Raw genomic sequence first — 23601 nt, forward strand, 5'->3', positions numbered from 1 at the left:
TTGACAGATGGCTGTTTATTTTTCTTGACTATAATTAAAAGAAATAAGCTCATTTTCAGTTAGTTTTGTTTAAAATAATTAATAATCCAAAAGTTAAATTATTTCTTCTTTCAGGATAAATTTCTATTTTTGAGCGGTTTGGTGAAATTAATCTTGATGCAATGAAAGAAAAAACAATGATACTTTTTCTTGTGATCTTATGTGTTAGCACATTAAAAGCCCAGAAAAAGGTCCACGTTTCGGAAATAGAAGAAAGGAATGTTGATGGTAAAAGTATACTTTATGCCAATGAGGTTCAATACAATGGGGTTGTATATGAAAATTATATTCGGCCAAAATTAAAATATTCTGTAGAGAATGGTATTAAAAACGGGCCGTATGAACTTTACCATGAAAATGGACAACTAAAGCGAAAGACTTCTTTTAAAGATGATAAATACCACGGCCACTATGAAGAATACTATGAAAATGGCCAGATAAAGATAAAAACCGGCTTTAAACTTGGTAAATACCATGGCCCTCTTGTTATGTATTACAAAAATGGTCAAGTAGAGGCGGAAGGAAACCACATAGAAGGAAGTTATGATGGAATTCAAAAAAAGTATTACGAAAACGGGAACCTGAAGTCGAGTGTTAGTTATCAAAATGGTAAAAGAGAAGGGCTATCTCTCAAATACTATGAAAACGGAGATCTAAAAGAAACGTCATTTTACTCCAATGATCTTCTCAACGGACCCTATGAGAATTATTATGAAAATAAGATGCTCTATGTTAAAACGGAATATGTGGATGGTGAAAAGGAAGGAGATTTTTATATGTATCATGAAAATGGATATTTAAAACGAAAAGGTTATTACACCAGAGGATCAGAAAATGGACCCTTTGAAATTTACCATGAAAATGGAAAATTAAAAAGGAAGGGTTATTTTAAAGAAGGAAGGTTGACGGGAGAGTTTGAGACCTATGATGAAAAAGGGCGCTTAGTGAATAAAACAACGTATAAAAATGGACAGGTCATCGGTTAATACACTGAGGGTATATTTATTTAGAATGATTATTTTATAAAGAGAAATTACATTAAAATCCTAGATTTTCCTTAACTTCATGCATTGAATTTTTGAAAAACGAAACACATGTTTAAAAGTGATGATGTTTTTTACAAAATTTGTTTTGATTCTATTTTAGAAGGAATATGCATAGCAAATGAGGAGGGAAGAATTGTAATGATAAATTCTGCCCTGGGGGAAATTTTTGGATATAAGAAATCTGAAATACTCGGTAGAAAAATAGATTTCCTCATTCCCAAATCTCACCACCACATCCACCACGAACAGTTTAATTCTTTTGTAAAATCCCCAAAAAAATATAAGAAGGGGAAAGGCCGGGAATTCTTAGGATTACACAAAAATGGAAGTACCCTGGACCTGGAGATTGGTTTAAATTATATTGAACATGAGGGGTCATTTTACGCTAAGGCCCTGATTTCTGAGATAGGCACCAGAAAAAAGCATGAACTCCTTATTAAAGAAAGGAACCGAAACCTGGAATTTGAGGTTGAACAACAAACAGCTCAATTGACTCATGTTGTTTCAGAACTTGAGAGATCTAATTTGAAACTAAAGGAAGAGATCAAAGAAAGAATCATAGCCGAGAACAAGGCAAAAATAGCATTGGAAAAGGAGAAGGAACTCAATATCATGCAAACAAAATTTATCTCTTTGGCATCACATGAATTTAAAACGCCTTTAAGTGGAATTTTGACGTCGGCAGGTTTGATAGAAAAATATAATGATAAGGAACCTAATGGGAATATTAACAGCCATGTTACTAAGATCAAAAACCTGGTCATACAGTTGAATAATATCCTTGATGATTTTCTGTTTCTTGAAAATACAGAAAGTGAAAACTACGCTATGCGTTTATCAAGGTTTAAATTTTGTGATTTGATAAACAAACTCGTTAAAGACGCCAAGGCCATCCTTAAAGAGGGTCAAAAAATAGAAATTACACCCTGTAAGTTCTCTGTTGAATTATTGCAGGATAGAAAAGTAATCGATATTATTATCAAAAATGTATTGTACAATGCTATAAAATATTCACCTGAATATTCTGTAATCAGGATGAAGATTCATAATAATGATGTATTAAAAATATCCATTGAAGATGAGGGGATAGGAATCCCTAAAGAAGAGCAAGAACATGTTTTTGAAAGATTTTACAGGGCAAAGAATGCACTTCCCATTCAAGGTACAGGAATCGGACTTAACATAGCAAAACGATATTTGGTTAAGCTTAATGGCAGTATTGATATTCAAAGCAGAGAACATAAAGGTACCAAAGTGGTCTTGCAGTTGCCTGTCACATATAAAAATTTGAAAGCACAGGATTAAAAAAATGTCTTGACAGAATTGTTAATATGGGTTTATGAAAAAAAAGATTCTAATCATTGAAGACGACAAAATTGTAAGAGAAAATACTGCTGAAATTTTACAGCTGGCAAATTATGAAGTGATCGTCGCGGAAAACGGAAAATTCGGCTTGGAAAAAGCTACATTTTTTAAGCCGGATCTTATTATTTGCGATATACTTATGCCAGAGCTTGACGGCTATGGCGTTTTACAAATCATGATGAGGAATAAGTCACTTCAAAGGATCCCGGTAATTTTTATGTCGGCCAAAACCAAACACGAAGACGTCAGAAGGGGAATGGATCTTGGTGCAAGCGATTATATTACCAAACCCTTTGAAGAATCAGAATTGCTCAGCGCAGTAGCATCCAGGTTAAAAAGAAAGGAAATCATGGAAAGTGAGGGGGTCAAGAGCTCTAAAATATTTAAAAAATGGCGTATTGATCAGATAGAAAAGGCCTTTGAGCATAAAGATATAATGGATTATAAGTCAGGAGCTACCATCTATTGTGAAGGAAATATAAGCAATCATATTTTTTACATACTTCAAGGAGAAGTAAAAACATATAAAATTAACCAGGAAGGAAAAGAATTGATCACAGAGATTTTTTCAAATAAGAGTTTCTTTGGCTTTACTTCTTTTCTTTCGAACAAACCATATATTGAAAATGCAGAGGCCATTAAGAACACTTCAATCATTAGAATTCAGAAGCATGAATTATTGGAGCTGATCAAAACAAATCCTCAGCTTGGGTTGAATTTTATGGATTTGCTATCTGATGACCTGGCACATATAAAGGACCATTTAATGCACCTGGCATACGATTCAGTAAGGAGGAAAACAGCAGATGCCATTCTGCAGCTTCATGAAAAAGGCGGAGGACAGCATTCGATAGAGATCAGCCGTTCGGATCTTGCCAGTTTTTTAGGAATTGCAAAGGAAACACTAACAAGAACTTTGACCGATTTGAAGGATGAGGGTTTGATCAGTACATTTAAAAATGAAATTCAGGTCATAAATCGCAGAAAACTGGAAAGAATACAGTAATTCTGATCAGAATCAATACTTACGATGATCAAGGTCATAGCTAAATTTTTCAGATTGTTTTAGTTTTATTTAACTTTTAAATGATCTGTCATGAAAAAGATTCTTTTACCCACTGACTTTTCAGAAATCTCCATAAACGCCATTCAATATGCCACACAGCTTTTTGCTGATATTCCCTGCATGTTTTTTGTTTTGAATGTATATAGAATTCCCTATTTGGCCAATGAAGAACTTATGGACCAAAATATTTCACAATTGTCAGCCATGGAAGAAGAAATGCATGAGGCCTCCAAGGAAGGAATGGAGAAAATCCTTGCGCATCTCCCTGAAAACAAGAATCATATTTTTGAAACCATAAGTGACTATAATCTTTTTAGCCTGGCTGTGCATCAGGCAGTGGAAGAAAAGGAGATAGACCTTATTATTATGGGAACCAAAGGAGCAACTGGAGCCAGGGAGATTTTTATGGGCAGTAACACAGCTGATGTAATCATGAGAAATGCCTGCCATGTTATAGCGGTGCCCGAAAATAACAGTTTTAAGCCTCCTAAGGAACTTCTTTTCCCGACAGACTTTCGTATCAACCACGATCTTAAAGATTTGTCTCCATTAATCAATTTAGCTGAGATGAATGATTCTGTTATAAGAATCGTTCATTTTAGTGATTCAAATGACCTGGATGAGATACAAGAGCAAAACAAAAGAAATTTAGATGCTTATTTGGATAAAATCCCCCATGAATATTATACACTTTCGGTTTCTGATTTTGAAGAGGGCCTTAATTGTTTTACTCAGAGCAGGGGAAACATAGATATGATCGTCATTATAGGAAGGCATTATGGTTTTTTTGAAAGATTGTTTTTTAAACCTAAAATCAAAGCATTGAGCTTTCATTCGAGAATACCTCTATTTGTTATCCATCACTTAAATGAATAGACTATGGATATTTCGCTATTTCTGGCCAAATTTTGGGGTTGGTTCTTTATCTTGTTTTTTTCTCTCTTCCTGCTTTATCCGAAAAGGATTAAGCAAATGTTTGCTTTCGCGGAGGATGACAAATTTATGATCATTTTATCGATTTTTGGAATACTTATTGGATTGTTAAATATATTGGCTCATAATATTTGGGCTAAAGATTGGCGAATCATCATTACATTGTTTGGATGGTTTAGCCTGTTAAAAGGGATTAGTCAATTTGCTTTTCCTGGTTTTGCGACCAAATGGATTTGGAACATCGATTTCAAATGGTTTCAATTTCTACTGTTCTTGTTGTTTATTGTGGGCTTGATTTTGTTAAATCAAGCGTACCAGTTGGTCCAATATTAAGAATGGACCTTGTTATTGATTAGAATCAACACATTCATTGATGCTAATCATTGTTTTGTTACTTTTAGTCATATAGCTTTGGTCTATTAAATGAAAGAGCCATGTGTTCGAGCATTTAATAGATCAAATTCTATGAAACATTAAGAGGCAGCTCAAGCGAAAGTTTGTAGGGCCTTAGAATCAGAGATGAGTTTTATAGGTTAACAAGTACCTGACTGATGATAAAGATCTGATAAGGAATTTAATGTAAGGTATTTCTAAAATGTAAAAGTTTTTTTTGATTCAAAGGGAACAGGAAATTAAAAACTTCCTGTTCTTTTTTTTTGCCTTATTGATGTTTGATCTATGCCCTTCCGTTTTTTTTACCAGTATCTTGACAAAGATCATCAATTCGCGTGAGCCTCGTCATTGTTTAACTCACTGGCATAGGGTAATTTTAGCCTTAACAATGAGTAACAGTATTAATTAAAACCAAAAGTATCATGAAAAAATTATTATTAGGTTTATTAGCAATAGGGTTAACCACCCAATTCTATGCCCAGGTTATAAATGAAGGCATGTTACCTGAAGTAGAGGTTCGTGCCACAAATTATAAATACCTGAATAGTGTAGATAATAGTGAGGCTGCCGTTCCTGTACAGCTTCTTGAGGATATGGTCGCTAAGTTCGATATTAAAAGTTCCGAATTTTATGAAGACCAGAGTGACTTTTACAGGGTTTATTTTTATATTCCTGACGGCATGATTGTAGCAGCTTATGACAGAGACGGTAAGATTCTTTATACGATTGAAAAATTCAAAGACATTGCCTTGCCATATTCTGTTGCCTCATCTATTGCAGAAAAATTCCCAAAATGGACAATTGCAAAGGATGTGTATAAGGTGAGTTATACCGCGGACCAGCCCGCTAAAAAAAGCTATAAAATAGTCTTGAAGAACGGCAAAAAAACAATTCGAATCAAGGTTGATGAAGAGGGTGAGGTTCTTTAACAGGAAAAGTTTTACATAAATTAAAGTTGCCCGAAAGGGCAATTTTTTTGATGAATATCATTGTAATGCTTGACCAAGGTCATTGCAAAAATCTTAGCTGAATTGTAGCTTTAGTCTGTTGTTAATTTAAAATGTTTTTGTCATGACACTTGTAAAATTTAAAAAACCCAGATTACCTTGGTATGACACCATGTTTACAGACCTTTTAGGATCTGACAGGATGCTTACCGATGACTTCTTTTTAGAAAACAGATGGGTCCCTGCAATGAATGTAAAAGAAACTGACGATCTCTTTGAAATTGAAATTGCGGCTCCAGGTTTTAACAAAAAAGATTTTGAAATTTCCATTGAAAATGGATTGTTAAAAATTTCAGCTGAGAACAGCGAAGAAACTAAGAAAGAAGAAGAGAATTTTACTCGCCGAGAGTTTAATTACAATTCTTTCTTTAGATCATTTACATTACCAGAAAATGTAAATGAAGAAGAAATGATCGATGCTACCTACAAGCGTGGTATCTTGAAATTGGTTTTGAATAAACTTCATGTGGATGAAACTACTCCAAAACGAGTGATTGAGGTACATTGATCATAGAAATAGGGAGTTTCGGCTCCCTATTTTTTTAAATACCCCCAACATTTAAAATCATTATTATGGAAAGTAATGTGAATACCTTATATAAGCTTCATGATAGTTCAATAACATGGATCAGCGAACTGGAATTTATGAAGGATGAACAAGTCTTTATAGAACATTTGTTAAGCAAGCATTTTCTTGATTTGAGCTCCGAAAAGTTATATGAATCAACCCGCAAACTGATTCGAAAACTTAAGGAAGTTGAACTTTCAGGGGAGGAGCTCCTTAAAAGGGTTCGCTCTCATAATGAAAAAATAGCAGCAGCTATAGAAAAAGTCAAACAAAACAGTGAAAGGGATCTTGTTAAGGACCACATGAGTATTGGAAAAGACTTTGAAAACCTAACTTTAAATTTCAGATACGTCAAAAAGAAAATATTCACTCTTATCAAGAAAATCATGATCCATCATAAGCAAAAACTTTTGATCAATAAGCAATGATATAGTCTAGACTTTTTGACTTCGTTTATCATTTTCATACATAGGCTGCTTAAATAAACAGCCTATTTATTTTTTTGCCATTTTGAAAATATTGGACTGCAAAGGGCCAAGTTTTATTTTCAATATACCTTTGCCATCTTTTACGTGAAGCGAATTTTTTAAGGAATCATCAAGTTGATCAAGCAGTAGATATTTTCCTTGAACCAGCCCCCAGTTTTTGATGACATCTTCAGGAATCAGCAAGTTCAGATCATAACTCTTGAAGGCATCAAAATTAGAAATGATAATCAATTTTTCGGTGTCGGACCATCGAACAAATGAAAAAATCCTGTGGTCGTAAGAGGGGTTTTGATCTTTATTGTAATAATGAATTTCCCGATATTCTCCCATCAGGGCGTCACTTTCAATGCTAAAGGCCAAGAGCTTTTTATAAAAAGTTCTCAATTCTTTTTCTTCAGAAGAAAGTCCGGCTCCATCAAATTGCCTGCGATTTGTCCAGCGCTGAAAATGAGGAACTCCAATATAATCGAATATTGACGTTCTTGTCGGGGAGCCGAATCCGGCATTTTCGGCTCCTGGTTCACCTACTTCCTGACCAAAATAAAGTAATGTGGGTGAGGAACTGATTGTAGTTGACACAACCATTGCAGGCTTACCTTTCTCAGCTGAACCTGCAAAATCAGGACTGGCAATACGCTGTTCATCATGGTTTTCCAGAAAGTGCAGCATATGATGTTCTATGTCAAAAATTTCTTCCTGTACCTTGGGAATATGATCGGTCCATCCATGGCCTTGAACGATATGTTTGATACTATCATAAAAGCCTACTTTATCATACAGATAGTCCATTTTGCCAAGGTGGATATATGCCCTGTAGAGATCCGGATTATAAACTTCAGCCAGCAAAAGGGCTTTGGGAAATTTCATTTTGATCGAAGAATTCATATAACTCCAGAATTCAACAGGCACCATTTCTGCCATGTCATATCGAAGACCATCTATACCTTTTTCAAGCCAAAAGAATGCAATGTCCCTGAATTTAATCCATGAATCCGGAACTGTTTTATCTTTCCAGAAATCGAAATGCGCTTTGTAATCTTTCTTGTCATATCCCTCAGGAAGCAGGTCAAAATCTTTGGTCCCATCTGGTCTTACACCATAATTGATTTTTACTGTTTCATACCAGTCATTCTCATGAGGTTGTGACAATCTTGAGCCATTTCCGGTCCATTTGGCCGGAACTTCATCAAATGTGCCATCAGCCAGTGGATGGGCTTCCCCACCAAGAGGCTGATAGTTATTTTTCCAGTTTGGAACTTTAAACGATTCTCCTATGATATAATAAAAATTATTGTCTCTTTTATATTCAAAGTTTATATCGTCATTAGCCCCGAAATCAAACACGCCCTCAGGATTGTTCATACCTTCGTATTTTCGGGCCACATGGTTAGGAACTATGTCAATGATGACTTTCATGTTATTTTCATGGGTCCTGTCAATCAAAGCTTGAAATTCTTCCATTCTTTTCAAAGGATCGACAGCCAGGTCAGGATCCACACTGTAATAATCCTTGACGGCATAGGGAGAACCTGCCCTTCCCTTCACAACATCCGGATCATCATTTGAAATTCCGAATTTACTGTAATCGGTCACCATAGCGTGGTGCAAAACTCCTGTATACCAAATATGTGTTACCCCAAGTTCACGAATTTCGGTTAAGGCTTTATCAGAAAAGTCATTGAATTTTCCAACACCGTTTTCCTCAAGTGTTCCCCAGGGTTTATTCGTGGTATTATCATTGCCAAACAGACGTGTAAAAACCTGGTAGATTACTTTTTTATGCTCTTGTTGCTTCATTTCAGTTGGTTTTGGATGCTCTTGATGCTCACAGCCGAAAAATAAGCTGAAAATTGCAATTAATAAAACAATGTGACTATTTTTCATTTGAATTCAATTAAGAACCTGTTTCTTCCAACAAAACTGTTGAGAAAGGCGATTCAATGCGTACTGTACTATTTTTCACAACGGTGGTCGTGCCCGAATAAGCGTCCTTGAGTGTCGCCCCGTCCTTAAAGGCACTTCCCACAGAAATCGATTTAAGGCCCTTTTCCTGGTTGAGGCCAATGACTACGATATCTTTAAAGTCACCTTTGGAAAAACTTCTCTGAAAGACATAAGGAGCTTCACTGATCATCTCATGCCTGCCCGCCCCAATAGCAGGGTGACGGCTTCTGAATTTACCCAGTTTTTGCCAATGGTTCAAAACGTTTTTAGTCTCTGGGTCAGTCTTGATATCGTCCCAATTCATAAACGACCTTAAGGTAGCATCACCCTGAGTGCCTTCTATGATCAGCCCCCTGGCCGACTCATCCCCATAATAGATTTGGGCCGTACCTGGCGATAACAATAATTTTGTCGCCGTTTCGTATGGTTTTTTCCTTTCTTTATCGAATGGGCTGCCATCGTCATGGGAGGTCAGGTAGTTTAAAACCTGAAACCCTGAGCTTGTAGTATTCAGTGTATCACTATAGGTTGAAAACAATGTTTCATAACTTCCTTCAGCACTTTTCTTGAATTCAAAATTGATCATGCTGTCAAAACCATGATCGTAATAATTCACTTTAACATCACCAAAATCAAAACTTTTCCCTGAAGAGATGATATCGTAGTCATATACCTCCCCAACCATATAAAATTTATTGCCATCTAATACAAGCTCAGGGTTTTTTAACTTCCATTGGTCAAAAGCAGCTTCGCATTCTTTTTTGAATTCTGCCCATACTCCTTCTTCAATATGCCTTACAGTATCTGCTCTGTAACCGTCTATACCAAAGTCGCGCACATAATCAGATAACCACTTAATGATATAAAACCTCGGAGCCCTTGGGTATCCGGTTCTTTCAAAAAAAGCATCGAGTTCAGCCATTTCCTGTTCATAGCGACCTTCTTTTTTCCACTTGTCAACAAGCTCTTTAGGAAGTTCAACGTTTTGATTTGACTCGGTTAATATATCGGGGAGGTTTTCGACCAAGGCGCAGCGAACTGCGGTTTCATAAGAATTGAATTCACATTTAGGACTTGTTCTTACCCAATCATTTGGCCATACCTTGTCTTGTTCGGTTACCGGGCCTCTGTGGTTAATCACCGCATCCATCACGATTCTGATATTATTTTGGTGGGCTACAGAAACCAACTCGGCAAGATCTTCCATGGTTCCAAAATTAGGATCCAATGAGGTCCAGTCTTTGGCCCAGTATCCATGAAAAGCATAAGTAAAACCTGTCCCTTCGTCAGTTCCTCCGTGAATTTGTTCAACAACAGGAGTAAACCAGATCGCATTGATTCCAAGATCATTGAAATATCCTTCTTTGATTTTAGCTGTAATTCCTTTGATATCGCCTCCTTGAAAACCGCGCATAGGAGCAGTTTCTAATGTTCGGTCAAAATTCAGGTCGTTGGTCTCGTCTGCATTGTTAAACCTGTCCGTCAATAAAAAATACAGATTTGCATTTTCCCAAAAAAAAGGAATCTCAGGCTTTGAATCCTTTGTGTCTGCACCTGTGTCTTTATTGTTTTGTTTGCAGCCGGTAAAAAGTAAGATTAAAGCAGCTCCTGTAAGTAGTAAATTCTTATACATGATCATCGAATTTTTTAATTTTCTTTATTTTATTTATCCCTTTCAAACAACCATTTAATGGCTGGTTCGAATTGTTCTCTCCAAAGTTTTTCATTGTGCTCCCCTCCCTTGACAATTTTATAGCTGATATTTTTTCCTGGGAATCCTGCATCTCTCATGATCTGAATGATATGATAAATTCCATCAACCATTTGCTCACTTTCATTATCTCCAGCCAAAAAATAGATCCTGGTGGAACTTAGATTGCTGTGATCCTTGACAAAACCCGAAGTCATTGTCACGATTTCAAAAGAGGGCGAAAAGACAGCGGATTTCCCAAAAACATCCGGATATTGCAGCGCTGCATAATAAGAGATCAGGCCTCCCAGGGAACTTCCTATGATACCCGTATTATCGCTGTTATGCAAAGTCCTGTAGTTTTGGTCGATAAATGGTTTTAGGGTTTTGACAATGAATTCGATATACTCCTTTCCCTCGAGCTTTGAGGGATGGCCGGTGATTTCCCAGGGGCTGTATTCATCGATTCTTGCTGAACCGCCATGGTCTATCCCTACAATAATGAGTTCAAGCTCTTTGTTGTCGCTCAGCTCGTCAAGGGTTTCATCAACTTCCCATTCCCCGCTGTAAGACAAAGCCTGATCAAACAGGTTTTGTCCGTCATGCATATAAACAACAGGGTAGTTTTTAGCCGAAGTGTCATAACTTTTAGGAAGATAGATCCAAATCCTTCTTTTTTTAGCTAAAGGTGACATGTCAAAAGCTTCGTCAAGTATATGTACATGTGCTGACGCTGTATTTATTTTTGGACTATGGTCGGCCCATTTTGCAATGGAAACCCTGACAGTATCATTTTCTTTAGAAACGGTCAAACTTCTGTTATCAAGCTGGTTTCCATTGGCATCCGCTTCGACATAATCCCAGCTGCCTCTGGTAAATTTAAAATGAATGGTTTTTTCAGGCTCTGTAAAAGTCATTATATAGATTCTACCGGTCTTTTCTAAGCGATAGGCGTCCTGACCTCCTGTCCAGCCTTCAAAATCTCCGGATATATAGATTCCATCTTTTGTGGGGGTATTTTCCGGATATTTTTCAATAATCAGGGTAGTTTGACCCATCAATATGCTCAATGGGAAAAGACATAGAAAAAGGAATACACAAATATTTGAAAGCTTGGAATCGGGCATTTATTTGTTTGTTGTTAGAATCATTGCACCTTTTTCACTTAAGGTTATGCTGTCTTTCCAAATAATGCTTTTACCGGTAAAAAGGCTCGTCAGTTTTCTGTCTTCAAGAGTCATCTCTTTAAACCTGTTCAAATCCAATTCAACCGGCTCAGCGTTTTTGTTGAGAATCAAAACAACTACTTCTTCATTCAAGACTCTAAACAATACATAAACATCATTTTGAGGAGAAAAATGAATGGTTTTCCCTTCGTGAATGGCCTTACTGCCCTTTCTGAATTGCAGTAAGGTTTTTAAGTAGTGTTGCATCTGTTTTTGCTCTTTGCCAAGTCCTTCTTCAGTAAAGGCATTCACCTGATCTCCTTCCCATCCTCCGGGAAAATCTGTGCGAATAAGGCCATGATCCCCTGGTTTAGCCGTATTTTCCATAAGGATTTCAGTTCCGTAATACAATTGAGGAATTCTTGGAAGCACAAGTAGGTAAGCCATAGCCATTTTTGTCAAAACAGGGTCTTCGTTTAACTGTGTATGGATACGGTCCATGTCGTGATTATCAGGAAATATCATGATGTCTTTTGGACTTGGATAATGAAAATCATTGGCCAGGCCTTCATAGATTTTTACAAAGCCTTTATTCCAATTCTCTTCTTCTTTAAGTGCCTCAACCATAGTTTTCTGCATCGGGAAGTCCATGGTTGAGGATAGATTGGAATCATAACCATCTTTATTTTGAGCCCCATCCTGCCAATAACCTACTAACAAAGGGTTATAGCTCCATTCTTCACCAACAATACTGAAATTAGGATATTCTTTCATGATGGCACCGGCCCAATTTGACATAAAAACTTTATCCGGATAAGGATAAGTATCCTGACGAATACCACCTAATTGAGCAGTTTCAATCCACCAAATACTGTTTTGTATAAGATAGGTAGCCATAAAAGGATTGTCCTGATTTAAATCGGGCATCGTATCAACAAACCAGCCTTCTGTCATTTCTTTGGCGTCAATTTTAGCTGCATACATGTCTTGATTTGTAGTTCTCTTATGATTGGAAAACACGGGTTTTTCACCAGCCTCAAATCTCGACTGGGAATTTATCCAATCTTCAAATGGAAGGTCTTTCATCCACCAATGCTCGCTTCCGCAATGGTTTGCGACCTGATCCATAATCAGTTTAATCCCTTGTTCACTCATTTTTGATGAAAGTTTTATATAGTCTTCCAAAGTCCCGAACCTGGGATCAATCTCATACAGATCTGTAATTGCATAGCCATGGTAAGAGGTTTTTGGCATGTCATTGGTTAACAAGGGGCAAGGCCATACTGCGGTAAACCCCATGTCTTTAATATAAGGGATATGATCAGTAATTCCTTTTATATCGCCTCCGTGACGGGCATAATCATTTTGTCTGTCTAGACCAGATTCTTTTAATCCTTTGACAATATCATTTGTGGGATCACCATTAGCAAAGCGATCGGGGGTAATCAAATAGATCACATCTGAACTATTAAAACCCACATATGATTCAGCAGGTTTTACCCTTGATTTTAACTCATATTCATGTTTGATCTTTTTTTTGCCTTTGGTATCAAAAACAATGCTAAAGCTTCCAGGCTGTGTCTCAGCGCTGATCGCCAGATCGATAAAAAGATAATTGGGGCTCTTGGCCTTATGAACCTTGGTAATGCGAACCCCCTGGTAATCAAGTTGAGGGGTATAAAGTGAAATATTTTCACCTTTTACCAGTAATTGCAGATTACTTTCTTTAAAACCTATCCACCAGTTGGGCGGTTCAATACGATCAATTTGGGCCGTAACAACTGCGTACCAGAACAAGAAGGATAATAGAAAAATGTTTTTCATGGGTTTATTTTTTATTAAAGGATCACAAGATCTTTATTGAATATGGTTACCTCTTTACCTGATACGGTAATATTCACAGGTGTATCAGATTCATTATAGAATTTACATCCTTCATGGTTCTTAAAAACCTTTATAATATGATCTCTATATATGATTTTAAAGGAATAGGACTTCCAGTTTTTTGGAATTTTAGGGTCAAAAGACAGACTATTATTGAAGTTTCTCATGCCGCCGAAGCCTTGTACAATTGACAACCAGGTTCCTGCCATACTGGTGATATGAAGGCCTTCATGAACTTCGTGATTATAATCGTCTAAATCTAGTCTTGATGTTCTTAAATACATTTCATAAGCCTTATCAATTCTGTCTATTTTGACTGCTAGAATGGAATGAACACATGGCGACAGGGATGATTCATGCACCGTTAAAGGTTCATAAAAATCAAAATGCCTTTTAAGGGATTCCTGATCGAAGATATTTTCAAAGAAATAGAAGCCCTGTAATACATCTGCCTGCTTAATATAAGGCGATCTTAAGATTCTGTCCCATGACCATTTTTGATTTATGGGCCTTTCGGATTTGGGAAGTTCTCGAGCCGGAATCAATTCTTTATCAAGAAAACCGTCCTGCTGAAGATAGATATTGTACTTTTCGCTAAATGGAAAGTACATTTGACCTGCCACCTTGCTCCATGTATTGATTTCTGACTCATCCAACGTGACTTTTTCAGCAATACGAACATAATCTTCGGGGTAGTTTTCCTTGAGTAATTCAATATTTTCAATGGCGTATTCCATGCACCATTTTGCAAGATAATTGGTGTACCAGTTATTGTTTACATTGTTCTCGTATTCATTGGGCCCGGTAACACCGAGAATTACATACTGTTCTTTGTCTGCCGAAAAAGTAGCCCTTTGGCTCCAGAACCTGGCAATTGCAATGATCACTTCCATTCCGTGAGAAGCAATATAACCAACATCGCCCGTATAATTTACATAGTTGTAAATAGCATAGACCATGGCTCCATTTCGGTGGATCTCTTCAAAAGTAATCTCCCATTCGTTGTGACATTCTTCACCATTCATGGTAACCATAGGGTAGAGGGCTGCTCCCTTATTAAAGCCTAATTTTTGAGCATTTTCAATCGCCTTGTCCAATTGGTTGTAACGATAGATCAAAAGGTTCTTTGCGACATTTTTATTCTTTGTGCTCATATAGAAAGGAATACAATAAGCCTCGGTATCCCAGTAGGTACTTCCACCGTATTTTTCTCCGGTAAAACCTTTAGGGCCTATATTGAGTCGGGAATCCGATCCTGAATACGTTTGGTTGAGCTGGAATATATTGAACCTGATTGCTTGTTGGGCCTTTATATCTCCGGAGATCATGATATCAGCCGTATCCCATATTTTCTCCCAGGCCTTGTCCTGTCTTTCCAAGAGTGAGTCAAAACCGAGTTCTGATGCCTTTATCAATTGCCTTTGAGAAACATTGCAAAGTTCTGCATCCGGATGATTCATCGATTGGGTATATCCTCCGTATTTTACAATAGAAAACGTGTCACCACTATTAACCATTGTTTTATAACTATATATGATACTTTTATCTGAGGAACTCACCTCTTTTTCCAAATCAATATTAAATTCATTCAGGATAAGTTCATTCTTCATCCCGGTACAGACCAGAAATCCTGTTTTCAATGTTTTCGACAGGATATAGGCCTCATCACCTGTTTCCTTTTGGTCGAGTATTTCCCAGAAAAATTCATCGTAATTAGCATCTTCATTCATTATTCCGGCATCGATATATGGAGAAAAGGCTATCTCCCCTTGAAAATTGATAGGGGTAACGCTGTATTTAATGGCGCCAACCTCCTGAATATCCATACTAAGAAACCTTGTAGAAAGTACCTTGACAATGTCACCGTCATCAAACTCAGCTATAAACGAACGGCTAAGAACACCGTTTCTCATGTCCAATTCTCTTTTGAAATCGATTACTTTGCAGGTGCTGAGATCAAGAGATTTTCCATTGATCGTTACTCCGATTCCAATCCAGTTAGGCGCATTCAGTACCTTTGCAAAATATTTGGGATAACCATTTTTCCACCAACCAACCCTGGTTTTATCAGGGTAGTATATCCCTCCGATATAGCTTCCCTGGAAGGTCTCCCCGGTGTAAAGTTCTTCAAAATTTGCGCGCTGTCCCATCGCTCCGTTTCCAATACTGAAGATACTTTCAGAGGCTGTTATATGTTCTTTGTTAAAACCCTCTTCGATTATTTTCCACTCATGTGGTTTTATATAATTCAAATTCATAATATCTTGATTTAAGCGATCAAATTCTGTACGAAGCCGATCGTTAATTCACTTGTTTCTTTTAATACAAAATCTGCCTCAGACAATACTTTTTTATCCCCGATCCCGATACTCGTCATTCCAGCTAAATTCGCTGCCTGAATTCCTGCCTGTGCGTCTTCAACAACAATACAATCCTGAGGTTGGACCCCTAATTTTTCGGCAGCTTTAAGAAAGACTTCCGGATCCGGTTTGGCGGTACTCACGTCATTACCATCTACGATTGAGTCAAACAGGCCCATAAGATTCAGTGTCTCAAGGATCAATCGTGCATTTTTACTTGCAGAGCCAAGAGAAAAGGGAATCTTTTCAAACTTTAAATAGTTCAACAAATCATCAATACCAGGTAATATTTCTGTATGATCCATTTTGGCTATATACTTGAGGTATTGTTCGTTTTTTTCGTGAAGCAATTTTATTTTTATATCATCGTCAAGATGCTTGTTGCCAATCCCAAGCAGAATTTCCAAAGAACGAACACGGCTCACTCCTTTTAATTGCTCATTTTGTTCTTTTGTAAATTCAAATCCCAGTTGGTTTGCAAGTTCTCTCCAGGCCAGATAATGGTATTTAGCTGTATCAACTATAACACCGTCGAGGTCAAATATAAAAGCCTTTTTACCCATCTTTAATTATTCGGTTTTAAGTATAACTTCATCGTCCACATCCTTTACTTTGGCAACCAGGGCTGCCGCAATTAAAAATGAGATACCACTGATGACCAGGGCATAAATAGGATTTCCACCATATACATACTTTACGATTGGCCCCCCTATTAGTGCATTTATGATTTGTGGAATTACGATGAAAAAATTGAAAATCCCCATATATACACCCATTTTCATTGGAGGAATAGATCCTGCAAGAATTGCATATGGCATGGCTAAAATACTTGCCCATGCCACCCCTACACCTACCATTGAAAGAATAAGCCAATTCTCATCCGGGGCGAAGTATATTGACAAGAGTCCAATTCCCCCGATAATCAATGATACGGCATGAGTTCTTTTCCGTCCAACTTTTTTAGCGATGGCGGGTAAAAAGAAGGCATAAACTGCAGAAACAGCATTGTATACCCCAAATAAAATCCCCACCCAGTCTCCTGCATTCTGATAGGTTGCAGAATGAGTATCATCCAAAGCTAAACCATACACATGATGCGCAATGGCCGGTGTTGAGAATACCCACATACCAAATAGTCCAAACCATGAAAAGAACTGTACCCAGCTCAATTGCCTCATCGTTAGTGGCATATTCTTAAAATCCGTAAAAATATTGAGCAAACTTGATTCTTCTATTTTTTCTTCTTCGGTAAGCCCGTTGATCAAGGCCATTTCTTCCGGAGAATATTCTTTAGTCGTAAAGACGGTAATCAGTATACTGACCATTAATACACCGGCTCCGATGATAAAAGAGAGCATCAGGTTCAAGGGAACCTTCCCGGGTTCTGCGGTATTTGATATTCCGATCCAGTTTGTAAGAACATAAGGCAACCATGAGCCGATCACCGCTCCAATTCCAATGAGTATAGTTTGTACGCTAAACCCTAAAGTTCTTTGGTCACTTGGCAATACATCTGCTACGAGTGCCCTGAATGGTTCCATGGCAATATTAAATGATGCATCCATAATCATCAGCATTCCCGCGCCCACCCACAGTGCGGGCATAAATGCCGTAAACATATCGGCATTAGGCATCAAAATCAAGCCAAAAGAAGCCAGGATAGCACCTGTAAGAAAGAACGGCCTCCTTCTTCCAAGCTTCGTCCAGGTTTTATCACTGTAAAAGCCGATAATCGGTTGAACGATTAAACCGGTTAGAGGAGCAACAATCCAGAACCACGACAATTCATGAACATCGGCGCCAAAAATTTGTAATACCCTTGAAGCGTTTGCATTTTGAAGGGCAAAGCCCATTTGAATACCCAGAAAACCAAAGCTTAAATTCCAGATTTCCCAAAAACTGAGACGTCTTTTTTCCATAATTAATTCTTATTTGATTGGTTGAATTCAGTTGACAAAGCACCAAAAATAAGCGATAAAAAAGCTTTTATGCCTTTCGGATGAAAAAAATCAATAAATTCTAATGAGGAAAGGCTGTAAGCCTATCCGTATGTGTGAAGTATTAAATAATTAGCAAGTTGTGAAATATATACTAATAGCCAGCAAATATATAAAATTTATTGATTAATTATGAAATTCGACTTTTTTTGTTGAATTGCGAATTTTCAGATCAGTCTGGATCAAACTTGTTTTATATTGATAATGAGTATCTTGAGAATCAATTTCATCAAGCAATAGTTCCAGTGCTTTTTGACCCATGGTTCTCCCGTGCTGCGCCACAGTAGTTAAGGAAGGCGTCGTGAATTCAGAGATCAAACCGTCAGTAAATCCAATAACTTCAATATCTTCAGGGACATTATAGCCAAAATTTCTGGCCACTTTCATAACAGTAGCAGCATAGATTTCATTGACCGCGAAAATACCATCAGGGATAATACCGCCTTCAAAAAGTACTGACAGTTGTTCTTCGATCGAGATTTTATCATTTACTTTTACGACAAGATCTTGATTAGCTGGAATATTGTTCTCGTATAAAGCTTTGAGATAACCTTCTTTTCTTTCATTCCCAACAGTTACATAATCAGGAGTTGTCAATAAAGCAATATGTGAGCATCCGTTTTTAATGAGCTGTTCAGTTGCAAGAAAAGCACCTCCTTTATCATCTGCGATTACCTTATTGCAATTAATTTGGTCTACCACCCTGTCAAACATCACCAAAGGTATCCCGTTGTTGATTAATTCGTTAAAATGTCGGTAGTCATCTTTTTCTTCTGTTTCTTTGGCAACCGAAACGATGATTCCATCCACTACACCATTAGCTAGCATTTCGAGATTTAAGACTTCTTTTTCATACGACTCATTCGACAAACAGATCATTACATTATAACCTTTTTCATTGGCAAGTTTTTCGATTCCTGTAATCACTTTAGTAAAAAAATGGTGCACAATTTCAGGAATGATGACCCCAATGGTTTTTGTTTTTTGATTTCTTAAATTAAGCGCTAAACTATTTGGTTTATAGTGGTAATATTTGGCAAATGCCTGTATCCTCTCTTTAACCTCCGAACTAATTTCGTGGCTGTTTTTTAAAGCTTTGGACACCGTAGAAATCGATACGCCAAATTCTTTTGCAATTTTCTTAAGAGTAATCTTGTGTTTCATATCCTTTGTCCAAAATTAATCGAAAAGACGACATAGTAAGCTTGAGTTTTTAATTTTTTTTAAATAAATCACTTGTCAATGACAGTTCTTTTAAACTGATTAAATTTCAATTATTGTTAGGAAGAATTTTCTCTGATACCTGTTAAAACTGATCATTTAAACTATGGTTTTATACTGATTTTTATCTTTTCACGCCTATTTTTCACGCTAATTTCGATGGCCTTAAACCTCAAGAATCCCCTTAAATCAATGTTTTCAAAATAATAAGCGTCAAAAATACATTTATTTTGTCCAAATATTTGGGAAATTCAATTTTTTACTATTACTTTACATAGAACAAAGCACTATTAGCGAGGTGTTTAAGCCTCTGTTAACTGATCAGCCAATGGTGAAACTTAATTTTGAAATGTTCTTAATTTTAATGTGACCTCATCTTTGGTTAAAAATAAGCAATTTACAAGAGCCAAAAAAACTTTTAACGAGCCCAATGCTAAATACTCATTTTAAGCCTTAGATATTAATTATTTAACAATCATTGAAACTTATTTTTCGATTTTCGTAACATATTTAGGCAGGCACGATTTTCACTCCAACGTTTTCGTAAGAAAACTTATCAACACGAAATCGTTTTCGTAATTTTTTTGGAGGCCAAAATTAGTGTTAAATTCATGTTAAGGATATAAATTCGTCGCGTGAAATATTAAATAAACAGCAAGTTTAATTACAAATCATAATGCTTAATAACTAAATTCATGATATATGAAAAAAATTAGACAATTAGTCTTTGCGATTTTATTTTTGTTGCCCTTGATGATATCCGCTCAGGATCTCATTACAGGTAATGTAAAAGATGACCAGGGAATTGACCTTCCGGGTGTATCAGTAATGATACAGGGTACAACCCAGGGAACTGCGACTGACTTTGATGGGAATTTTGAACTCGAAGCAGATGCAGATGCAGTTTTAGTTTTCTCTTATGTTGGTTATTCCAACGTTGAACTTCCGGTTTCTGCAAATATGCAGGTTGTGATGCAGGAATCAGCAGAAAGCTTAGATGAAGTAGTACTTATTGGTTATGGACAAACAACCAAAAAAGATGCAACCGGTGCTGTTGAAAGAGTTGGTGAAAAAGAGTTCAATGTCGGAGCCATTGCTTCCCCTGAACAATTGATTACCGGTAAAACAGCAGGTGTGAATGTAACACCCCCAAGTGGTCGACCTGGTGAAACAGGAACCGTGAAAATCAGGGGGGGTATTTCTTCGCTGAGCAACAACGATCCTTTATATGTGATTGATGGGGTGCCAATTGACCAGAAAGGTCCGGCTTTGAACTCGATTAACCCTAGTGATATAGAAAGTTTTAACATTTTAAAGGATGCTTCCGCAACAGCGATTTATGGTTCGAGAGCTACCAATGGTGTCATTATTATTACGACTAAGTCAGGAAAAATGAATTCTGATTTTAGAGTTGAAATCGACAGTAAGTTTTCTTCCGGTGTAAAGTCAAATACCATTGACAACCTTAATACGGCTGAGTTTAGAGCGGCGATTAATTCAACACAATCTCAGAATGCACAGGATTTATTGACAAATTTTAGCACAAACTGGCAGGATCAGGTTTATCAGACTGCTTTTGGTACTGATAATAACCTTATCCTTTCAGAAGGGTTTGACAACAGCTCTTATAGAGTGGCATTTGGTTATACATATCAGGGAGGGATCCTTAAGACAGGAAAATTTTCAAGGCCAAGTGTATCGATGAATTTTAGGCAAAACCTGTTTGACAATTCATTAAAAATGGATTTTAACCTGCGTGGTTCATGGGTTCAGGAGAGATATGCAGATCAGGGATCCATTGGAACTTCAGTGGCCTTCGATCCTACAAAACCTGTTTACAGCGGACAGCCTGAATTCGGAGGATACTGGGAATGGTTAAATGATGATGGAAGTGTCAATACACTTGCTCCGCGTAACCCTCTTGGGCTTTTAATGCAAAATCAAGACAACGGAAATACACAGCGATATATAGGAAATGCAAAATTTGATTATAAATTTGGATTCCTTGAAGGGCTTAACCTGGTTGTTAACTTAGGTTTTGATTATTCAGAGTATCGCGGATCTTTTGTTGTTCCGGCGGAATCAGCTGCGGGGTTCAATGATAAAGGATCTGTAAGAGATTATTCCGGATTGAAAAGGAACACGCTTGCGGATGTCTATTTAAACTATGTAAATACTTTTGCTGAAAAGCACAAGGTTGACGTAATGTTGGGTCATTCCTTCCAGGATTTTTACCGTGAGGACCGCAATGTCACACAAGATGGATTGGGAAGCCCGGCAACAGGAAATTTCAGATTGGTTTCGTTAAATGCTTTGGAATCTTTGTTTGCACGTGCTAACTATACTTTTGATGAACGCTACCTCGTTACATTTACTTACCGTCGTGACGGATCGTCAAGATTCGCTCCCGAAAACAGGTGGGCGGATTTCTATTCAGGTGCATTAGCATGGAATATTTCAGAAGAAGATTTTCTTAAGGATTCGGATGTTTTATCAACATTGAAGCTACGTTTAGGTTTCGGACAAACAGGTCAGCAGGAAATTGATAAAGATTTCGGATACTTGCCAATCTATACGCCTGGTGATGCAGGGGTAAGATATCCTTTCGGATCTGACTATCATTACACCTTGAGACCTGAGGGATACGACAAGAATATCAAGTGGGAGGAATCAGAGACCTACAACATTGGTATAGACTTTGGTTTTATGAACGACAGGCTTTCAGGTTCTGTTGAATACTTTAAAAGAGAATCAAGTGATATCTTGAGTACAATTGCTCCGCCTGCAGGATCTAATTTGACCAATAACCTTTATACGAATATTGGAGACCTTTCAAGTGAGGGGGTTGAATTTACAATAAATGCTGATATTTTTCAAAAGGAAAACTTTACCTGGAACGTGAACTTCAACGCAACCTGGTTAAACAATGAGATCAAGAAATTAAATAATTTTGAAGACCCTCTTTCTCCCGGTATTGCACAGGGAGAAATCGGTGGTGGTGTTGGAAATACGATTCAAACGCATAAAGTTGGATATCCACAATTTTCTTATTTGGTATATGAACAGGTATATGATACATCGGGTATGCCGCTTGAGGGCGTATATGTTGATCAAAACAATGATGGTGTGATCAATGACAGTGACAAGAGAATTTATAAAAATCCGAATCCGGATTATTTAATGGGTTTCTCATCTTATATGAATTTTCACAACTTTGACCTTTCATTTACTTTGAGAGCTTCTCTAGGAAACTATGCGTATAACAATGTGAGTTCTGCAACGGGTTATTACGGGGCATTGTATGAATTAGGAACACTGAGGAACATCCATTCTTCGATTAATGATACAGAATTCAACACCCAGCAATTATGGTCAGATTATTATATTCAAGACGCTTCTTTCTTAAGGATGGATAATATTTCTTTGGGCTATACCTTTGATAACTTAAAAGATGGAGATGTTGGTTTTAGACTTTACACCACTGTTCAAAATGTATTTGTACTTACTGAATACGAGGGATTAGACCCGGAAATAAGTGGAGGTATCGATAATAATTTTTATCCAAGACCAAGAACCTTCTTACTTGGATTTAATATTAACTTTTAAAAGCATTGATGATGAAAATATTTAATAATATAAAATTTAAAGTAGGTATTGTCGCCTTCGTGCTTGCGCTTGGATTAGTTTCCTGTGAAAGTGAGTTAGACAAACAACCTGTTACTGAACTTACCGAAAGTCAGGCTTTTGCCGACCCTGAGGCATATTCAGAATTCTTGGCCAGGGTATACGCAGGTATTTCGGTAAGTGGCCAGGAAGGACCAGCTGGTAGACCAGATATTCAAGGTATTGATGAAGGGTTCTCCAATTATTTACGCCAGTATTGGAAACATCAGGAATTGAATACTGATGAAGCAATCATCGCATGGAATGACGGAACGATCCACGATCTGCACAACCATGTATGGACGCCTTCCAATGAATTTATCAGGGCCATGTATGACCGTATCTATTTCCAGATCGGTATTGCCAATCAGTTCTTAAGAGAAACGACTGATGAAAAATTGGAGAGCCGTGGAGTTGATGCAAACTTAAAGGCAGAAATTCAGGTATTTAAAGCTGAGGCCAGATTCATGAGAGCCTTGAGTTATACACACGCCATTGACTTTTATGGAAACATTCCCTGGGTGACTGAGGAAGATCCTGTGGGGAACTTCTTTCCAAAACAAGCAAGCAGAGCTGAAGTTTTCAACTGGATAGTAGGTGAATTGGAGGCTATCGAACCTATTTTGGTTGGAGCACGTCAAAACGCCTATGGCAGAGCCGATCAGGGTGCGGCCTGGATGCTTTTGGCTAAATTACACTTGAACTCAAATATATATGCAGGTGTTGCAGAAGGTTTAGCCGCTCAAAACGCTATGGAATATATCAACAAGG

General features: G+C 37.3%; 18 protein-coding genes. 10 read left to right on the plus strand and 8 right to left on the minus strand.

Going from position 1 to position 23601, the window contains the following annotated elements; translation table 11 throughout:
• The first annotated feature begins 161 nt into the window (after window positions 1–161).
• The 8 genes from AABB81_RS14060 to AABB81_RS14095 all read left to right on the plus strand — a co-directional run bounded on the left by AABB81_RS14060 (window position 162) and on the right by AABB81_RS14095 (window position 6845).
• Complete coding sequence (locus AABB81_RS14060; protein WP_342161190.1) at window positions 162–1025, plus strand: toxin-antitoxin system YwqK family antitoxin; 864 nt, start codon at window positions 162–164, stop codon at window positions 1023–1025.
• Window positions 1026–1133: 108 nt separating this feature from the next.
• Entirely contained in the window at window positions 1134–2390 is a 1257-nt protein-coding gene (locus AABB81_RS14065; RefSeq protein ID WP_342161191.1) for a PAS domain-containing sensor histidine kinase, read from the plus strand.
• 34 nt (window positions 2391–2424) lie between these two features.
• Entirely contained in the window at window positions 2425–3456 is a 1032-nt protein-coding gene (locus AABB81_RS14070) for a response regulator (RefSeq protein ID WP_342161192.1), read from the plus strand.
• 90 nt (window positions 3457–3546) lie between these two features.
• Window positions 3547–4392, plus strand: coding sequence for a universal stress protein (locus AABB81_RS14075; protein ID WP_342161193.1), 846 nt, complete (start codon window positions 3547–3549; stop codon window positions 4390–4392).
• A 3-nt stretch (window positions 4393–4395) separates the two neighbouring features.
• Window positions 4396–4782, plus strand: coding sequence for a hypothetical protein (locus AABB81_RS14080; protein ID WP_342161194.1), 387 nt, complete (start codon window positions 4396–4398; stop codon window positions 4780–4782).
• A gap of 482 nt (window positions 4783–5264) precedes the next feature.
• Window positions 5265–5771 carry a nicotinate-nucleotide adenylyltransferase gene (locus tag AABB81_RS14085; RefSeq protein WP_342161195.1) on the plus strand — a complete coding sequence of 169 codons (507 nt, stop codon included), beginning with the start codon at window positions 5265–5267 and terminating at the stop codon, window positions 5769–5771.
• Window positions 5772–5913: 142 nt separating this feature from the next.
• Complete coding sequence (locus AABB81_RS14090) at window positions 5914–6357, plus strand: Hsp20/alpha crystallin family protein (RefSeq protein WP_342161196.1); 444 nt, start codon at window positions 5914–5916, stop codon at window positions 6355–6357.
• 65 nt (window positions 6358–6422) lie between these two features.
• Entirely contained in the window at window positions 6423–6845 is a 423-nt protein-coding gene (locus AABB81_RS14095) for a hypothetical protein (RefSeq protein ID WP_342161197.1), read from the plus strand.
• Between the two features lie 66 nt (window positions 6846–6911).
• Here the strand turns inward: AABB81_RS14095 and AABB81_RS14100 are convergent, their stop codons facing one another.
• The 8 genes from AABB81_RS14100 to AABB81_RS14135 all read right to left on the minus strand — a co-directional run bounded on the left by AABB81_RS14100 (window position 6912) and on the right by AABB81_RS14135 (window position 19110).
• Complete coding sequence (locus AABB81_RS14100; protein ID WP_425287348.1) at window positions 6912–8789, minus strand: alpha-amylase family protein; 1878 nt, start codon at window positions 8787–8789, stop codon at window positions 6912–6914.
• A 10-nt stretch (window positions 8790–8799) separates the two neighbouring features.
• A complete protein-coding gene (locus AABB81_RS14105; protein ID WP_342161199.1) occupies window positions 8800–10482 on the minus strand; it encodes an alpha-amylase family glycosyl hydrolase in 1683 nt (560 codons plus the stop codon).
• Between the two features lie 29 nt (window positions 10483–10511).
• Window positions 10512–11666, minus strand: a complete 1155-nt coding sequence (locus tag AABB81_RS14110) for an alpha/beta hydrolase (RefSeq protein ID WP_342161200.1) — start codon at window positions 11664–11666, stop codon at window positions 10512–10514.
• Entirely contained in the window at window positions 11667–13529 is a 1863-nt protein-coding gene (locus AABB81_RS14115) for a glycoside hydrolase family 13 protein (RefSeq protein ID WP_342161201.1), read from the minus strand.
• A 14-nt stretch (window positions 13530–13543) separates the two neighbouring features.
• Complete coding sequence (locus AABB81_RS14120) at window positions 13544–15847, minus strand: family 65 glycosyl hydrolase domain-containing protein (protein ID WP_342161202.1); 2304 nt, start codon at window positions 15845–15847, stop codon at window positions 13544–13546.
• An 11-nt stretch (window positions 15848–15858) separates the two neighbouring features.
• The gene (pgmB, locus tag AABB81_RS14125) at window positions 15859–16512 is read right to left on the minus strand and encodes a beta-phosphoglucomutase (protein ID WP_342161203.1); all 654 of its coding nucleotides are present in this window, start codon (window positions 16510–16512) and stop codon (window positions 15859–15861) included.
• A 6-nt stretch (window positions 16513–16518) separates the two neighbouring features.
• Window positions 16519–17868: an MFS transporter gene (locus AABB81_RS14130; protein WP_342161204.1), complete on the minus strand. Its 1350-nt coding sequence runs from the start codon at window positions 17866–17868 to the stop codon at window positions 16519–16521.
• 204 nt (window positions 17869–18072) lie between these two features.
• The gene (locus AABB81_RS14135; RefSeq protein ID WP_342161205.1) at window positions 18073–19110 is read right to left on the minus strand and encodes a LacI family DNA-binding transcriptional regulator; all 1038 of its coding nucleotides are present in this window, start codon (window positions 19108–19110) and stop codon (window positions 18073–18075) included.
• Window positions 19111–19869: 759 nt separating this feature from the next.
• Here AABB81_RS14135 and AABB81_RS14140 point away from each other — a divergent pair.
• Both AABB81_RS14140 and AABB81_RS14145 read left to right on the plus strand, forming a co-directional pair.
• Window positions 19870–22773, plus strand: coding sequence for a SusC/RagA family TonB-linked outer membrane protein (locus AABB81_RS14140; protein ID WP_342161206.1), 2904 nt, complete (start codon window positions 19870–19872; stop codon window positions 22771–22773).
• 8 nt (window positions 22774–22781) lie between these two features.
• On the plus strand, window positions 22782–23601 hold an 820-nt coding region (locus AABB81_RS14145; RefSeq protein ID WP_342161207.1), incomplete at its 3' end, for a RagB/SusD family nutrient uptake outer membrane protein.

It is taken from the genome of Lutimonas vermicola (assembly GCF_038433205.1).
GTDB classification, from domain to species: Bacteria; Bacteroidota; Bacteroidia; order Flavobacteriales; family Flavobacteriaceae; genus Lutimonas; species Lutimonas vermicola.

Bases quoted from the DNA above. Each gene is read 5' to 3' on its own strand.
- AABB81_RS14060 (WP_342161190.1), top strand. From the start codon at position 162: ATGAAAGAAAAAACAATGATACTTTTTCTTGTGATCTTATGTGTTAGC.
- AABB81_RS14065 (WP_342161191.1), top strand. From the start codon at position 1,134: ATGTTTAAAAGTGATGATGTTTTTTACAAAATTTGTTTTGATTCTATT.
- AABB81_RS14070 (WP_342161192.1), top strand. From the start codon at position 2,425: ATGAAAAAAAAGATTCTAATCATTGAAGACGACAAAATTGTAAGAGAA.
- AABB81_RS14075 (WP_342161193.1), top strand. From the start codon at position 3,547: ATGAAAAAGATTCTTTTACCCACTGACTTTTCAGAAATCTCCATAAAC.
- AABB81_RS14080 (WP_342161194.1), top strand. From the start codon at position 4,396: ATGGATATTTCGCTATTTCTGGCCAAATTTTGGGGTTGGTTCTTTATC.
- AABB81_RS14085 (WP_342161195.1), top strand. From the start codon at position 5,265: ATGAAAAAATTATTATTAGGTTTATTAGCAATAGGGTTAACCACCCAA.
- AABB81_RS14090 (WP_342161196.1), top strand. From the start codon at position 5,914: ATGACACTTGTAAAATTTAAAAAACCCAGATTACCTTGGTATGACACC.
- AABB81_RS14095 (WP_342161197.1), top strand. From the start codon at position 6,423: ATGGAAAGTAATGTGAATACCTTATATAAGCTTCATGATAGTTCAATA.
- AABB81_RS14100 (WP_425287348.1), bottom strand. From the start codon at position 8,789: ATGAAAAATAGTCACATTGTTTTATTAATTGCAATTTTCAGCTTATTT.
- AABB81_RS14105 (WP_342161199.1), bottom strand. From the start codon at position 10,482: ATGTATAAGAATTTACTACTTACAGGAGCTGCTTTAATCTTACTTTTT.
- AABB81_RS14110 (WP_342161200.1), bottom strand. From the start codon at position 11,666: ATGCCCGATTCCAAGCTTTCAAATATTTGTGTATTCCTTTTTCTATGT.
- AABB81_RS14115 (WP_342161201.1), bottom strand. From the start codon at position 13,529: ATGAAAAACATTTTTCTATTATCCTTCTTGTTCTGGTACGCAGTTGTT.
- AABB81_RS14120 (WP_342161202.1), bottom strand. From the start codon at position 15,847: ATGAATTTGAATTATATAAAACCACATGAGTGGAAAATAATCGAAGAG.
- pgmB (WP_342161203.1), bottom strand. From the start codon at position 16,512: ATGGGTAAAAAGGCTTTTATATTTGACCTCGACGGTGTTATAGTTGAT.
- AABB81_RS14130 (WP_342161204.1), bottom strand. From the start codon at position 17,868: ATGGAAAAAAGACGTCTCAGTTTTTGGGAAATCTGGAATTTAAGCTTT.
- AABB81_RS14135 (WP_342161205.1), bottom strand. From the start codon at position 19,110: ATGAAACACAAGATTACTCTTAAGAAAATTGCAAAAGAATTTGGCGTA.
- AABB81_RS14140 (WP_342161206.1), top strand. From the start codon at position 19,870: ATGAAAAAAATTAGACAATTAGTCTTTGCGATTTTATTTTTGTTGCCC.